12 protein-coding genes and 1 pseudogene are annotated in these 14864 nt (G+C 59.7%); 4 read left to right on the top strand and 9 right to left on the bottom strand.

The window, feature by feature from the left end; genetic code table 11:
• Positions 1-14: 14 nt before the first annotated feature.
• A complete protein-coding gene (locus QDX22_RS07215; RefSeq protein WP_122549251.1) occupies positions 15-932 on the bottom strand; it encodes a LysR family transcriptional regulator in 918 nt (305 codons plus the stop codon).
• A gap of 153 nt (positions 933-1085) precedes the next feature.
• Between QDX22_RS07215 and QDX22_RS07220 the strand changes: the two genes are divergently transcribed.
• Positions 1086-4643: a proline dehydrogenase family protein gene (locus QDX22_RS07220; RefSeq protein WP_122549250.1), complete on the top strand. Its 3558-nt coding sequence runs from the start codon at positions 1086-1088 to the stop codon at positions 4641-4643.
• On the opposite strand, the gene QDX22_RS07225 is transcribed toward QDX22_RS07220, so the two are convergent.
• The 3 genes from QDX22_RS07225 to QDX22_RS07235 form a co-directional block, all read right to left on the bottom strand.
• Positions 4640-5053, bottom strand: a complete 414-nt coding sequence (locus tag QDX22_RS07225; RefSeq protein ID WP_183145616.1) for a hypothetical protein — start codon at positions 5051-5053, stop codon at positions 4640-4642. The two genes, QDX22_RS07220 and QDX22_RS07225, sit on opposite strands and share 4 nt — an antisense overlap.
• An 87-nt stretch (positions 5054-5140) precedes the next feature.
• Positions 5141-5296 carry a hypothetical protein gene (locus QDX22_RS07230; RefSeq protein WP_158524723.1) on the bottom strand — a complete coding sequence of 52 codons (156 nt, stop codon included), beginning with the start codon at positions 5294-5296 and terminating at the stop codon, positions 5141-5143.
• A gap of 22 nt (positions 5297-5318) precedes the next feature.
• Entirely contained in the window at positions 5319-6728 is a 1410-nt protein-coding gene (locus QDX22_RS07235; protein ID WP_279717689.1) for an aminotransferase-like domain-containing protein, read from the bottom strand.
• Between the two features lie 112 nt (positions 6729-6840).
• Between QDX22_RS07235 and QDX22_RS07240 the strand changes: the two genes are divergently transcribed.
• On the top strand, positions 6841-7443 hold the full coding sequence (locus QDX22_RS07240) for a LysE family translocator (RefSeq protein ID WP_110100757.1): 603 nt from the start codon (positions 6841-6843) through the stop codon (positions 7441-7443).
• A gap of 518 nt (positions 7444-7961) precedes the next feature.
• Here QDX22_RS07240 and QDX22_RS07245 read toward each other — a convergent pair.
• The 3 genes from QDX22_RS07245 to QDX22_RS07255 form a co-directional block, all read right to left on the bottom strand.
• Entirely contained in the window at positions 7962-9179 is a 1218-nt protein-coding gene (locus QDX22_RS07245; protein WP_122549248.1) for a cation:proton antiporter, read from the bottom strand.
• A gap of 192 nt (positions 9180-9371) precedes the next feature.
• Positions 9372-10025: a response regulator gene (locus tag QDX22_RS07250; RefSeq protein ID WP_110098112.1), complete on the bottom strand. Its 654-nt coding sequence runs from the start codon at positions 10023-10025 to the stop codon at positions 9372-9374.
• Positions 10018-11220: a sensor histidine kinase gene (locus QDX22_RS07255; RefSeq protein WP_122549247.1), complete on the bottom strand. Its 1203-nt coding sequence runs from the start codon at positions 11218-11220 to the stop codon at positions 10018-10020. The genes QDX22_RS07250 and QDX22_RS07255 overlap by 8 nt, the downstream gene beginning before the upstream one ends.
• Positions 11221-11387: 167 nt before the next feature.
• Here QDX22_RS07255 and QDX22_RS07260 point away from each other — a divergent pair, with 167 nt between their 5' ends.
• Positions 11388-11999: a hypothetical protein gene (locus tag QDX22_RS07260; RefSeq protein ID WP_110110608.1), complete on the top strand. Its 612-nt coding sequence runs from the start codon at positions 11388-11390 to the stop codon at positions 11997-11999.
• On the top strand, positions 11996-12118 hold the full coding sequence (locus QDX22_RS07265; protein WP_255410749.1) for a hypothetical protein: 123 nt from the start codon (positions 11996-11998) through the stop codon (positions 12116-12118). The genes QDX22_RS07260 and QDX22_RS07265 overlap by 4 nt, the downstream gene beginning before the upstream one ends.
• An 854-nt stretch (positions 12119-12972) precedes the next feature.
• Here QDX22_RS07265 and QDX22_RS07270 read toward each other — a convergent pair.
• A pseudogene (locus tag QDX22_RS07270) lies at positions 12973-14216 on the bottom strand (IS256 family transposase).
• A 60-nt stretch (positions 14217-14276) separates the two neighbouring features.
• Positions 14277-14852, bottom strand: a complete 576-nt coding sequence (locus tag QDX22_RS07275; protein ID WP_110101446.1) for an MFS transporter — start codon at positions 14850-14852, stop codon at positions 14277-14279.
• Between the last annotated feature and the right edge of the window lie 12 nt (positions 14853-14864).

Raw genomic sequence — 14864 nt, forward strand, 5'->3', positions numbered from 1 at the left:
CCTATCAGACAACGTCACGGCGAATCGTGACGCCAGCCTTTACGAGAGAATTGTTTAAACGCCTCCGCCAGACTCTGCCGGCAGGCGTGAACCGCTGGCGCCTGTACCGAAGACCGACGAGCCGTGGTAAAGATACTGCGCACCGGGTTCTGTGGCAATGGTTTGAGCGCCACGCTGTCGAGTCGGTGACCGGCCAGGAAAAGCTCCGGCAGAATCCCAACAGCCAGCCCGGCGCTGATCAGCCTCAGCTGGGCGGCGAGATCGTCCGTGGTGAACCGAACGTCTGGTTCGAAGCCCAGGGCCCGACATTGTTGTAAGGACCATTCTCGCGCTACGGTTCCAGCCGGCTCCATCACCCAGGGATAGGCATCCAGGTCTTCGGCGTCTATCCCGGCTAGCTGTTGGGGGACCACCAGACGCAGGGAATCGGTTCCCAACGGTTCAATGTCAAACTCAGCTTGCCTCGGCCTGCTCATCCCCGGATATTGCTCTGCCACCACCAAGTCATGACGTCGAGCCTGCAGATCAAATAAGGCCCGCTCCGGTGGCGCCTGCACAATCTCCACCCGCAGTTCCGGGTGCTGGGCGCGCAACTGACTCAGCGCTGCCGGAACGAGTGTGAGCGCGACGGTCTGAAAAACTGACAGTCTCAGCAGGCCACCGACTTCCGGTTCAGCAGATGTCAGCGAGCGCAAGGCCTCTTCTTGCAGATCCAGCATCGTCTGAGCATGTTCAGCCAGACGAAGACCTGCCGTCGTGAGCCGTAGCGTGCGTCCGCCTCGGTGAAACAGGGCCACCCCAACTTCATTCTCTAACAGCGTCAGCTGTTGGGAGACCGTGGAGGGACTGTACCCCAATGAGGTGGCCACCGCTGAGATCGTGCCACGCAAGCGGAACTCATGAAATAGCTGGAGTCGATGCAGATTCAGCACGGTACCCTCCCCGTCTTTCAGCGTCTTCCGATGGAGTCGGAGGATTTCATTCGATTTTAACGAAGGATAAAAAGCTACTGCTTACGATGTCTACGAGACCCACAACACACTACTGAATACCGGGTCGTCCAACGTCAGGAGAGGACGAAGCTGATGAGCGAAATCACTTCCACCGAACAGGGCGTGCAGCAAGAGCTCCGCCGACTGGCCGATGAGGCCGTGCAGAAGGTCAGAACCTGGTTGCAGAAGACTCAAAAATCCGGGGTCAAACCTCATAGCTCGGCCAAACTACTCTCTCAGGTCCTTGCTCACCCCACGGGCCTGGACTTTACCGTCGGCTTCGTAGACCGCGTGATCCGCACCGAAGATACCAAGGCAGCAGCGAAGGCACTGAACGAGCTAGGCGACATCGCTCCCGATACTCTGGATGCGCTCGATCGTGCGCAGATCCAAGCTGGCTCTGCTCTGGGACGTTTGATGCCGGATATCGTGGTGCCGGTGGCGCGTCGGCGGATGCGGTCGATGGTGGGCCACATGGTGGTCGATGCGCGCGATAAACAGTTCGGCAAGGCCGTTAAAGAAATTAAAAAGCAGGGCAACCGACTCAACATCAACCTGCTCGGTGAAGCGGTGCTAGGTGAAGACGAAGCCACCAAGCACCTTGAAGACACCGTGCGGTTGTTGCGTCGCGATGATGTGGACTACGTCTCGATCAAGGCCTCTTCGATTGCCAGCCAGATTTCGATGTGGGGCTACGAAGAGACCGTTGACTACGTGGTCAACCGGGTCACCGACCTCTACCTTGAGGCAGCCAAAGCACCGGCTGGCACCAAGTTCATCAACATGGACATGGAGGAGTACCAGGACCTGCGGTTAACCATCGCGGTGTTCAAGCGCTTGCTGTCCAAGCCAGAGCTGAAGAACTACGAGGCCGGAATCGTCATCCAGGCCTATTTGCCCGATGCCTTAGGCGCAGTCCAGGAACTGGCCGAGTTCGCCAATGAACGAGTTGAGAACGGCGGTGCGGGTATTAAGATCCGCTTGGTCAAAGGCGCGAACCTGGCCATGGAAACGGTGCACGCCGATATTCAGGACTGGCCCCTGGCCACCTGTGAGTCCAAAGAAGCCACCGACGCCAACTACAAGCGCGTGCTGTACTGGTTGCTCACCCAAGAGCGGATGCGCGGTGTCCGCCTGGGCGTGGCCGGTCAGAACCTGTTTGACATCGCCTTCGCCCACCTGCTGGGTCGCGAGCGCGGGGTAACCGACCGCCTGGAATTCGAGATGCTACAGGGTATGGCCGCCGAACAGCAGCATACCGTTCGCGACGATGTCGGCCAGCTCTTGCTCTACGTTCCGGCGGTCCGTCCCGAGGAGTTCGACGTCGCGGTCTCCTACCTGGTGCGTCGTCTGGAGGAAAATGCCTCCAGCGAGAACTTCATGTCGGGCATCTTTGACCTTTCGGTGGACAAGAAAGGTGAGGGTAGCGAGATCTTCCGTCGCGAAGAATCCCGGTTCCGCAGCGCGGTAGAATCGCTGGGAGCCATCCTCGTCGCGGAGGGTACCGTTGCTCCCGGACCCAACCACCAACAGGATCGGCTCGCCGAAGAGTCCCACCAGCCCGGCGAGTACTCCGAAGGTGTCCCCGAGTTTCGCAATGAGCCCGACACCAACCCGTCGTTGGAACCCAACCAGCGTTGGGCCGAACAGGTCATCGAACGGGCCACCCCCGAGTGGCTGAAACAACAGTCGGTACCGGAGAAAGTCTCCACCGAAGACGTTGACGCTTTGGTGACCAATGCGCGCGCTGCTGGCCAGCAGTGGGCCGCCCGCCCCGCTTCCGAGCGGGCCACGATTCTTTACCGGGCCGCAGATATCATGGCCTCCCGCAGAGGACACCTCGCCTCTGTGGCAGCCGCCGAGGTGGGTAAGTCCGTGGCACAGTCTGACCCGGAAATCTCTGAAGCCATCGACTTTTTGCGGTACTACGCACACAGCGCGTTGGCTCTCGAACAGGTCGAGCACGCCGAATTCACCCCCGACAAACTGGTGATGATTACCCCGCCGTGGAACTTCCCGTTGGCCATCCCCACCGGTGGGACGGCTGCCGCGCTGGCCGCCGGTGCCGCGGTGATTCACAAACCATCGACCCCCACACCGCACTGTTCGATGGCGTTGTTGGAATGCCTGTGGGATGCCGGAGTACCGCGGGAGGTGTTGCACGGAATCTACCCTGATGAAGGCGATGCCGGCAAGAAGCTGATTTCTCACCAGGGTGTGGACCGGATTATTCTCACCGGCGCCTCCGATACGGCCGCACTGTTCCGCTCCTGGAAGCCCGAGCTCAACATCAATGCTGAGACCTCCGGTAAGGACGCACTGGTGATCACTCCTTCGGCCGACCGCGACCTAGCGGTGGCGGATCTGGTGGCCTCGGCTTTCGGTCATGCCGGTCAGAAATGCTCGGCTGCGTCCCTGGGTATTCTCGTCGGTAGCGTTTATGAGTCCGAGCGGTTCCGTCGCCAGTTGGTGGACGCCGCGAAATCGATGGTGGTGGACTGGCCACAGAACCTGTCGGCAACCGTCGGCCCGTTGACCGAATTGCCGACCGAGAAACTCACCCGCGCGTTGACCACCCTGGAGCCCGGCGAACAGTGGCTCTTGAAGCCGCAACAACTCGACGACACCGGCCGATTGTGGAGCCCCGGGATCAAAACCGGAGTCAAGCCCGGTAGCTTCTTTCACCTCACCGAGGTGTTCGGGCCCGTCCTGGGCCTGATGGAGGCCAAGGACCTAAAGACCGCGATCGAGTACCAGAACCAGACCGAGTTTGGTCTCACCGGTGGCATCCATTCCTTGGACACCGACGAGGTCGCCGAATGGCTGGACCACGTCCACGTCGGCAACGCCTACGTCAACCGCGGGATCACCGGCGCGATCGTGCGCCGCCAACCCTTCGGCGGTTGGAAGGCGTCCTCAGTGGGGCTGGGTTCTAAGGCCGGTGGGCCGAACTACGTGATGCTGTTTGGTACCTGGAACGACGCCGTAGACACCACCAAGGTGTCTACACCCCACACGGCCAACGAGGTCGTTCAGGACCTGTTGGAAACGGCCGAGGCCAAGTCGTTGGTGTCTGATACCGAGCTGGAAGCACTCAAGGTTGCGGCCACTGATGACGCCGTGTGGTGGGACCGAGAATTCGGTGTCGCTCAGGATCCCACCGGCTTGTCCTCAGAAGCCAATATCTTCCGCTATCGCCGTGCTGATGTGGTCCTTCGCCTGGCTCCTGGAGCAACCAGCCACGACGTAGTCCGCGTCCTGTTGGCGGCAGCAACTGCCGAAGTCACCCCTGTGATGTCATATCACCCCGACGCCGATCAGCGTGCGGTGAAAGCACTGAAGACCGTGGCCAAGCAGTTCAACGTCAAGCCGGCGAAGGAAAAGGACACGGAGTTCGCGAAGAAGCTGGCCTGCGGCGAGTACGACTTCGGTGTTGGGACTCGGGTTCGGCATCTCGGTGAGATCGCCTCGAAGGTCCGCGAGAAGGTAGCCGACCGTCCAGTGGTGGCTCTGCTCGATGATCCTGTGACGCACTCGGGTCGAGTGGAACTGCGGTACTGGGTCAAGGAACAGTCGATTTCGATGACCTTGCACCGGTTCGGCAACGCGTCTAAGTTGTTCCACCAATTGGCAGACGAGCTCAAGGGTTAAGGAACATTCGGGTTCGCACGGCGGTTCGCCTGTTTTTTCTGGTCTGAATGGCCATAAAGAACAGGCGAACCGCGTTGTTGCGCTCTGAACGCCAGTGCTCCAGGGGTTGGGTTTCCCACCCCGTTATTGATTTTTCGTTCCCAGCCGACCGGGTCGTCCATCGAGAGAATCAGACGGCTGTATTTAAAATCCGGGTCAATCTCGAAGACCACCACATCCGATGCTCCGGTGACATTCCAGTAGTACTGTTCCCCGTCGAGTCGATACGTTGCCGAGACTTTCTTCCCGAGCGTATTCAGTCCCGGGGCACGGAAACCTTTGGGTTCGGCGACGCCACTGGGGCCATACGTCGCTGCGCGTACCAGCTCAAGCGGGACATGAATTTCTCGCGTGAATGACCGCAAGCTCATCGTCATCAATCGCCGCCTTGTTTCACGACATGGTGTTGTCTTTGTGGTCTAGCTTGTCTGGGCGAGAACTGTAGACGATCGCTTCGGTCATACCGGCTCGCTCAAGCGCCGTCCGCCCAGGGCCTGAGCGGTAATCCCCCGCGCATCGATCACTCGTTGCACCAGGCCAGCAATCTCACGGTGACGGGATACGACCTCGAAAACGGCAACATTGAGCAGGTCAAGTAACGGCCCTTCATCCACTGGGTCACCAGTATCGACAGCATCAGCTGGGCGGTGCGAGCTGCGCTGGTCCGGCAAGGATGCGTCGCAACTTGCGCAAACCTCGGTCGAGTTCGTGAAGCGTGGGACGGCCAATGCACAGGCGCAGGCCCGCGGATTGACCGGCTGGGTCGGTCAGCACAGATGCGGGCGGAGTGACTAACACCCCGGCACGCGCGATGTGGTGAGCGACTTCCTCGGCGCGCTGTCGTGGGAGCGGAAGCCACAGGTGGAAACCGCCGGCAGGACGACGCGCGAGGTAGTCACCGAGAATGGTATCGGCGAGCGTGAGTCGCTCCTGGGGTTCAGCGCGCAACGCCGTAGCGACATCACGTGCGGTTCCATCCTGGATCCAGCGTGTAGCCAGTTCAGCCATGATCGGGCTGACTGCCAGCGCCGTAGCTTGCAGAATCGTTGCCGCGCGTTGTAGTTGCTGGGCCGGCGCGATAAGCACACCTACTCGCAAACCGGGACCCATGCACTTTGAAAAGCCATTGATATACCAGGTTCGTTCGGGAGCGAGTGCGACCAGCGGGGTTGTGTGGGGCGTCCGAAAAGTAGAGTAGACATCGTCTTCGATGATGGTTGTATCGTGGTGGCGACAGACGGCGATAATCTCGCGCCGACGATGCTGTGGCATGCTGATGCCATAGGGATTGTGGAGAGTTGGAGTGAGATAAACAATTGCCGGCTCTTCAGGGTTAGCACCTTGTAGGTCTTCGGCTAAGGCCCCGGGAATCATTCCCTCTTCGTCGACAGGTACGGCAACGAGTTGTCGGAGTGCTTGACGCACTGCGGATAGGGCACCCCCATAAGTGTGGGGTTCGGTGTAGACAGTTCCCCGAGTTGGCGCGGTGGCAGCAAAAGCAACGGCAAGTGCATGTTGGGCCCCGTGGGTGATTAGCACACGCTCAACGTCGACCTGAACTCCCTGCCCAGACAACCATCCAGTAAGGGCCTGGCGGTGCCGTGGTACCCCAGAGGCATCTGCGTAATTGGAAAAGTCGGCGGCCAAAAACGCATCCGGCAGTTGCGCCAATGTCGTGGCAAGTTTTTCCGCAGCGATCAACGGTGGTGGCACATTCAGGGATAAGTCAAGCAACTCTACCGCCCCGCCGGACGCACTGGATCTCCCACTGAGCGCCGGCGCACCGGGCTGATCTGATGTAGCGACGAACGTACCACGACCGTGCTGGCCCTGAACCAAACCCTGCTGTTCCAGATGCAAATAGGCGCGTGTGACTGTGCCTACTGCTATCTGTAATTGTTGGGCAAGCTGGCGATGCGCCGGCAGTCGGGTGCCGGGAGGAAGCAGCCCGTTCCTAATATCAGATTCGATCGCAGCTGCGAGACGCTCGTACAGCGTCGCAGTGCCCTCCTCGACCCACGCATGCCACGACGATTGTGTCTTCACACGAGCTCCTTTAGTGTCCTATGACACCTGCACCGTATTCCCATAAGTGTCATGCTATGGGAATGAACACCACAAAACCACGAGACGTTTTCCACTCCCGGTCGGTTTCGGCATGAGCGTCGACACTCTGCTCGCTCTGGCCGGATACGCTTTGGTCACCTCCATTACACCGGGACCGAACAACCTGATGTTGCTGGCCTCCGGGGTAAATTTCGGCTTGAGACGAACGCTGCCCCACTTAGCCGGGATCAGCACCGGCTTCTTTGTGCTGGTGTTCTCTGTGGCACTGGGTTTTGCCCAGCTGTTCACCACGTTCCCCGCGCTATACACGCTCGTCCGTCTCGTTGGCGCGGCCTATCTGTTGTGGCTCGCTTGGCAAATCGCCACAGCTCCCTCCCCTACCAGCGAGAACTCGCAGAGGCGACCGATGACCTTCCTGGGCGCTGCCGCCTTCCAATGGGTTAACCCAAAAGCATGGGTCATGGCAGTGAGTGCTTCGGCCAATTACCTGCCCGCTTCGATCGATCTTCTGCAGGTATGCCTCATCGCCACGGTGTATGCCCTGGTCAATGCGCCCAGCGTGGCGATTTGGGCGCTGTTCGGCGCTCAGCTGCGGGATTGGCTCGGACAGCCCCGCACGCGCCGAGCCTTCAACATTGTCATGGCGATTTTGCTGGTGACCACTTTATACCCGATGCTCACAGCCTCGCTTTAGCCGTGTGCCCTGCGGCGATAGGCTCATCTGCCATGCTCTATCCGGCGACGAGACAATGCATCGCACGTTCGGGACGACAGAACAAGCGGGTTTAGAATCGGCACATGGGGAACTCGCAGGTCTCACGCGCAGAACTGGGAATCACACACACGAACTACACCATGAGTCATTCTCAGCTCACGCCTGGACGAGTCATTACCTCCGCCGTTACCCGCATAGCACTTGAGAACACCAACATTTTCCTTTGAAAACGTTATTTGTCGATATCGTGTTCACAAGCAACAATGTAACGCTCAGCATTCCAGGCACAATCCGGTCGACCCATGAAAGAATTCAGGAACTCTAAAGTAGAAACCTCAAGACGTTATTTCGAAGAAGAATGATCCATTTCATCGTCGCTTCTGGCCTACTGAGTAGAGTGACAAGCATTCAGAGGACCACAGTCGCATCGCACGAGATGGCCAACGAACTGGGCTTCGCCACACCAACCCCGTGGGCAAGCTTTCTCCCCCGATGACTTATTTACTCTCGTTAACGGTAATGCCGGTTGCCGTGATCCGGGAGGCAATAAACGGGAAGATGAGAACTGTTACCGCACCTCCAGTCACCATGATCGAGGCCAAGGTCGTGGAGATGAGACCTGACGAAACTGCAATTTGGGTAACAGCAACGATGATGGGTAGGCCGGTCGCTGAATAGAATGCCAGCCCGATGCGCTCTTGCACGGTTTTCAGCCCTGAATGCGTCGTGGTGAACTGCTCACGCACAAAGACCGGTAGCCCGCGGACCACAGCAATGACCACGACGAAACCTAAAAGCAGAGGCCACTGGCTGAGAACTGCACCCAAATCGATCGACATACCGCTGGTGACAAAAAAGACGGGAATCAACAAGCTGAACCCGACGACTTCGATCTTGTGCATCACCTCGTCGGCATGAGCGGGAGACGTAGCGCTGAGCGCTGCGTTGAGTAGCAGACCGGCGGAGAACGCACCAAGTGCCACATCGAGTTCTAGCAGTGCGGTGAGGAGCATCAGCGTGATCAGCACCCACACGGTGATGCGCAGAGTGGTTTGCATTGTTGAATCGGAGGCGTCCCCGAAGGCCCGCCCCAGGCGTGGAAGCTTGCGGAAAATCCGCGTCGGGACCGCCACGGTGATCATGGCAACGAGGCTGAAGAGGATGAGCACGACCGTTGCTTGCCAGGTACCCCGGGTGGACAACAGTAAAGACATGGCCACGATGGGCAACAGCTCTCCGTAGGCCCCGTGCACCATGGTGGCACGCCCTAACGGTGACTGCAGGGCTCCCGAGTCTTTGAGGATCGGCAGCAGGGTACCCAGCGCAGTCGATGTGGAGGCAATGCCAAACACCACAGCGAGTTGCCACCCATCTTGGAGCAAGAGGAACCCAGCCCCAGCACCAAGAAGCGCGCAAATGAACCATGTCAGGGCGGCATGCCGACCCTGCCGGCCACGCATCTCAGATGCATTGACCTCAAAACCGGCCAGCAGGAACAGAAATCCCATACCGAGTTCGCGCAAAAACTCGACAGCTTCAGTGCTTTCAGCCAAACCGAGCATGTTCGGGCCGATAATAATCCCGAACACGAGTAACCACACGACATCCGGTACAACGCGTCTCGTCACCAACGCGAGAATGGGAGCGAGTACAGCGACGATCGCAATCCACCACATGGACAGCAGGTTGTCAGCCAATAACTGCGCACCCTCCATGAGACCCCCTCTCTAGAACGGGTTTTATGCTATCAAGAGTTGCAGATCTGCCCAGCTGAGCAAGTCAACGGGCGCTGTCACGCTCACACCCTGTTCCTTTATCACGCCGAAGAGGGCTCTGAGAGTTCCTTTTGATCGATGACCTCTCGTTCGCCCCGACCACGGCCGTCTGATGACGGAACAGCCCTGGCCTCACACTCCGTTATCCAGTGAGTTTCCTGCTCGAACAAGCATGGCCGCTTGTGTGCGGGTGGATACTCCCAGTTTCTGCATGATGCGCGCCAGGTGCGTTTTCGCAGTGGCTGGGGAGATCACAAGTCGCTGAGCGATTTGCTTGTTGGTCAGACCTTCGGCGACCAGTTGCAGGACTTCCCGCTCGCGGTCGGTCAGCTCCGGCGCGGCAGCCCTGGTTCGATGTGCTGGCGGGTGTTTGCCTGTCGCCTGTGCGATGACGTGCCGGGTGACCGACGGGGTGAGATACGCCTGTCCTGCTGCGACAGCGTGCACAGCGTCGATCATCTGCTGTGGCTCGGCCGTCTTGGCGAGGAACCCTGTCGCTCCGGCATCCAGAGCTGCGGTAATGTTGTCGGTGATCTCATAGGCAGTAAGGATCAACACGCGAGTGGCGGTCGTTGCGGTGATCTCGCGACAGATGTCAACGCCGTCGCGGTCAGGTAGCTGGAGGTCGAGGACGACCACGTCCGGCTTCAGGCTTTGGATGGCCTCGATCGTGTCGTGGCCGGTCGCTGCTTCGCCAAGGACCTCAATTTCCGAATCGGCCGTGAGGATGGCTGTAACGCCCGCCCGCACGGCGGCGTGGTCATCGACGATCACGAGTCTAGGCATGCTGTGACTCCCGTCCGGTTCTCAGCGGCAGACAGACCCGCAAGGTCCAGGTGTCGTTGGAGCGGTCGATGTCGAGCTCTCCGTTGCAGAGGCGGACACGTTCGGCCAATCCGATCAAGCCGTATCCGGACGGCATCGCTCCGACGTGCCCAGGCTGGTGTTGTCCGTTCGTGATGGTCATAGCGAGGACCTCGTCCTCGTGTCGGATATCGATGGTCACATCGCTGCCCGGGGCGTGTTTTTCGGCGTTAACGAGTGCCTCGCGGAGGACGTAATAGGCGGTGACCGAGACGAGCGGGTCCAGGTTGATCGTCGCGGGGTCGTCGCCGGTCAGGGTGATAGATGTGCCGGATTCTCGCGCACCTGCAATGAGCGAGTCCACCGATGACCAGTTCTGGGCGAGCGCGAGGGATGAGGGCGTGTCGGTCCGGAGCACGTCGATCAGGGTTCGCATGTCGCCCATCGCGTCCAGACTGAGAGCCCGGACTCGCTCGAGGCGCTCGGTCAGTTCCTCGGCTGTGGGCGGTGTTGTGGTCGCCAGGGCCCCAGCTGCCTGGATTGTGATGGCAGACAGGTGCCCGGAAATGGTGTCGTGCAGTTCGCGACTGATCTGCAGTCGCTCAGCGACCAGCGCCTCTCGTTGTTTGGCCGCGACGGCGTCAGCGATGAGAGTGGCGCGTTCACGTTCTTCCTCGGCCCGGGTCATCGGTGCTCGTACGGTGATACCCCACCACAGAGTAACCCCGACCGCCAGTAGCAAGGTAGTCATCTGCAACAATGGCTCCGCGAGGAGGTTCGCTAGAAGCAGTCCACCGACGGCACTGGACAAGCAGACCGCGGCGATCATCGGCAGTAGTCTCCGGGACCGCGTCGTTGGTCGGGCAATGACCAAGCTATAAAGGGCATCACACTCGATCAGGATCGCCCCAACCGAAGTGGTCCCGGTTGTGAGGCCCTCAGCGGTCATTACTGCCAGCCCTGCTACGACGACCACGGTGGGCCACTTTTGCCGGAACAGATGCACAATGCCGAGGGCGATCGCGGTAGCGATGCTACCGATCAGGACCTGTGAGCGGGGTGTCGCGAACCACTCGATCCCCGCGCCCGGCACGAAGCAGAAGCCAATCGCGACCACGACATACCCGATGGTGATCCACGTATGACGTAGCGACGGGATCGACCCTGTCCCAGTCATACCATCACCTCGCGACCCGCGATCGTCCACGCCCTTGCTTCTATTTCAACCCGATGATGGGTCTCACGCAAGCACCATCCTGCGTAGCCCAAACGGGTGACGCACAGCCTGCGAAGTGCCGTCATCTGGTCGATGATGACACAGCGCGGATGCGACAAGGTTGAGACATGGATTTCTCTGGGAGCTGGATAGTGGTCGCCATCATCGGCGCCGAGATCGCGTTCTGGGTTCTGCTCGTGCTCGGACTGCTCGCTCGCTACGCGCTCAAGCTGAAACGGACCAGCACGGCCCTGCTGCTCAGCGTGCCACTGGCCGATCTGGTGCTGATCATCCTGGTGAGCCTGGATCTCTCCCGTGGTTCCGAGCCCACCTTCGTCCACGGGCTTGCCGGGGCCTACCTGGGCTTCAGCGTCGGTTTCGGGCACTACATCATCAAAAGAGCGGATGCATGGTTCGCTTATCGATTCGCCGATGGTCCCAGACCATCACGTCCACCACGGACAGGGCCCGCCAAGGTCCGGCACGAGTGGCAAGACTGGCTGCGTGTGCTGACGGCCTGGGCCATCGCCGTGCCCGCCTTGCTGATCATGAAGGCGTTCTCCGGCTGGTCGTGGCCTTCGACGATGGAGGAATTCTGGACTGACGAGCTGTGGGCCTGGGTGGCGCGACTCACCCTCATCAACATCGCTTGGCTACTCACCGGCCCCGTCTACACCACGATCTTCAAATCACGATACGTCCCAGAAGAACCCGACACTCGAACCAAGGAGAACGCATGATCACAGCAAACAACAGCGTCGGGATCGGTCCTTGGTCCTTCGACGCCGGTCCCTTCGCGGCCATCCTCCTCGTCGTCATCATCAGTATCGTCGTCTACTACATTCGTAAAGACGACTGAACCACTCGTCGCGTGACCGCCCGCACCATCCCGATGTCACGCCCGGAGCCACCAACCATGAGAATTTCTCCCGCCATCAACGGGGGTGCTTCTTGTTGCCCATCTTACGTAGCTGAGCCTTTTACCTTGGGGCGCAACAGCAGGTGGATACAACTGGATGTTGTACCCGACTCACACCGAGTTGCAGATGGCCAACGTCATCATGACGAGCTACGGTGGCGCTGGTGCTACTAAGCGGGTTTATCAAAGTAACGACTCCTTCAATCGGAACTCCGTATCTGACGTCCTGCGTTTCGAGCTTGCTGGCGCCACAGTCGCCCTCTTCGACCAGACGCGACTTCACCTGCACGGATGACAGATAGAGTTGCTACGCGAATATCTAGCCGTTGCGTTAGATCTGCGCACGTTGTCCCACACACGTCCGCAGAACCCAACCGGCGAGGGCCTAAGGGTGCAGAATTCGGCGGTTGGGACGTGCACCATGACGGGCATTGCCGGAAAGCCCTGAGCTTTTCAGAGCGGGCTGAGCATGGCGCCCTCGGACGAAAAGCGCCTGGTGGTACATCAACGCGTCATTGTCAGCAAGCATTCGGTTGTGCATACGCAACTTTTCATACGATGTCGTGGGTGGGTGCAAACGTAGCGCCTCATCGTCCAATTCGAGCCCGGAAACAAACACACGTGTTTAGCAGTTTTGCTACCTTTAAGACACCTAGACATCTTGCAAAGGAATGCTATGAATGCCCCACCCGGACGGTTCCCACCTGGCACAGCTATCATCATTACGCTTCTGTTGAGGTCAAGTCCGGTGGTGTGGTGTATGAGGGGTGATCCTTCAAGCGTGTAATTCTGGGTTATGCGGCGAGGGCTTCGATGGTCTGTGGTGGCACCTCCTCGGTGGTGTCGGTGCCGAGCTGTTGGGCGTGTTGGAGGACCTCGAGGTTCATGTATCGGCGGCCTTCGGCCCATTCATCGTGCTGCTCGGCCAGCACGGCGCCGACTAGGCGGATGATGGCCTCGCGGTTAGGGAAGATCCCGACCACATCGGTGCGGCGGCGGATCTCCTTGTTCAGCCGCTCGTTGGGATTATTTGACCAGATCTTGCGCCAGGCCTCTTTGGGGAAGCTAGTGAAGGTCAGGATGTCTTCGCGGGCCCCGGCCAGGTGGTCGGCGACCTTGGGGTGTTTATGGTCCAGGGCCTCGACGACACGGTCGAACTGGGCGTGTACTTCCTGGGCATCGGGCTGGTCATAGATGCTGTGCAGCAGAGTCTTCACCCAGGGCCAGGAGGCCTTGGGGGTAGTGGCCATCAGGTTGGCCGCATAGTGTGTCCGGCACCGCTGCCAGGCTGCACCGGGTAAGGTCGCAGCGATCGCGGCCTTCAACCCAGCGTGGGCATCAGAGGTCACCAGCTTCACCCCAGAGAGGCCCCGGGCGGTCAGGTCGCGGAAGAAGGACAGCCAGCCGGCCCCGTCCTCGGCGGTGCTGACCTGGATGCCGAGGATCTCGCGGTGGCCATCGCGGTTGATGCCGGTAGCCACCATCGCGTGCACCGGGACCACACGGCCGGACTCACGGACTTTGAGCACCAGCGCGTCAGCGGCAACGAAGGTGTAGGGCCCAGAGTCTAAGGGTCGGGTGCGGAAGGCCTCGACCTGCTCATCGAGTTCAGAGGCCATCTGCCAGACCTGGGACTTCGACAGGCTCTCGATCCCCAGGGACCCGACGAGCTTATCCATCCGGCGGGTAGAGACCCCCAGCAAGTAGCAGGTGGCCACCACCGAGGTCAGTGCCCGCTCAGCACGTTTGTGTCGTTCCAGCAGCCACTCGGGGAAGTAGGTCCCCTGCCGCAGCTTGGGTACCGCCACATCCAAAGTGCCGGCCCGAGTGTCGAAGCCCCGGTGCCGGTAGCCGTTGCGCCGGTTCTGCCGGGCATCAGAGCTCTGCCCATATTCAGCGCCGCAGACCGCGTCAGCCTCGGCTGAGAGCAGGGTGTTGATGAACATCTGCAACAAGTCCCGGATCAGGTCAGGACTTGCCTGCAAAAGCTGTTCCTCCAACAGGCCCGAAGGTCGATACTAGAAGGGGTGACGGTCATCGTGAAACGTCCTTTCGAGAGTGCTTTGGTAGGTTCACTCGAAGGATCACACGGTGGCCGTCACTCTGTAATGAATGACGCTCTCACCGGGGAGCCGTACACCACATTAAAGGACGCTACTGCTCTCCAGCCGTCCTCGTTGACGAGGAATGTTGTAGTTGGGATGAATATCGGTCCGGCGAGACCGGTGATCAAGGTGAGGGTTCCAGCTGCACGATTGCGGGTTTCGCGGTTAAACCATTGTTGAAGACCGATGAATCCAGGTTCGAAGAGCACCATTGTGCTGCCGGGTCCAATCAGCAGCCACCAGGAAGCAAGCAGCTGCCAAGGGGCTGTGCTGAGGGAGAAGCCGAGGAAACCACAAGCAACGAGCGCCCCGCCTAAGGCCGTGATGCCACGGATGCCGTTCTTGTCTGCGTGTCGGCCTACCGGTACTGCTAGACACGCTCCAGTGAGTACGGAACCGGAGAACGCGGAAGACAAAAGTGCCAGGGAGAATTCGGCACCAGCTGCATGAGAAGTGATGAGCACAGAGGTGCCGAATAGGATCGCGCCGAAGCTGACACCGATGCTGAGTGCCAGCGCATACACTAAGCGAATGAAATGAGGGGAAGAGCCTGTTGATGAAACAGACATGGGACAAGCCTC

The organism is Auritidibacter ignavus (assembly GCF_029853775.1).
Taxonomy (GTDB): Bacteria; Actinomycetota; Actinomycetes; order Actinomycetales; family Micrococcaceae; genus Auritidibacter; species Auritidibacter ignavus.

Excerpts from the sequence above, each read along its gene's own strand:
- QDX22_RS07220 (WP_122549250.1), top strand. The coding sequence starts at position 1,086 with ATGAGCGAAATCACTTCCACCGAACAGGGCGTGCAGCAAGAGCTCCGC.
- QDX22_RS07225 (WP_183145616.1), bottom strand. The coding sequence starts at position 5,053 with ATGAGCTTGCGGTCATTCACGCGAGAAATTCATGTCCCGCTTGAGCTG.
- QDX22_RS07240 (WP_110100757.1), top strand. The coding sequence starts at position 6,841 with ATGAGCGTCGACACTCTGCTCGCTCTGGCCGGATACGCTTTGGTCACC.
- QDX22_RS07245 (WP_122549248.1), bottom strand. The coding sequence starts at position 9,179 with ATGGAGGGTGCGCAGTTATTGGCTGACAACCTGCTGTCCATGTGGTGG.
- QDX22_RS07250 (WP_110098112.1), bottom strand. The coding sequence starts at position 10,025 with ATGCCTAGACTCGTGATCGTCGATGACCACGCCGCCGTGCGGGCGGGC.
- QDX22_RS07255 (WP_122549247.1), bottom strand. The coding sequence starts at position 11,220 with ATGACTGGGACAGGGTCGATCCCGTCGCTACGTCATACGTGGATCACC.
- QDX22_RS07260 (WP_110110608.1), top strand. The coding sequence starts at position 11,388 with ATGGATTTCTCTGGGAGCTGGATAGTGGTCGCCATCATCGGCGCCGAG.
- QDX22_RS07265 (WP_255410749.1), top strand. The coding sequence starts at position 11,996 with ATGATCACAGCAAACAACAGCGTCGGGATCGGTCCTTGGTCCTTCGAC.
- QDX22_RS07275 (WP_110101446.1), bottom strand. The coding sequence starts at position 14,852 with ATGTCTGTTTCATCAACAGGCTCTTCCCCTCATTTCATTCGCTTAGTG.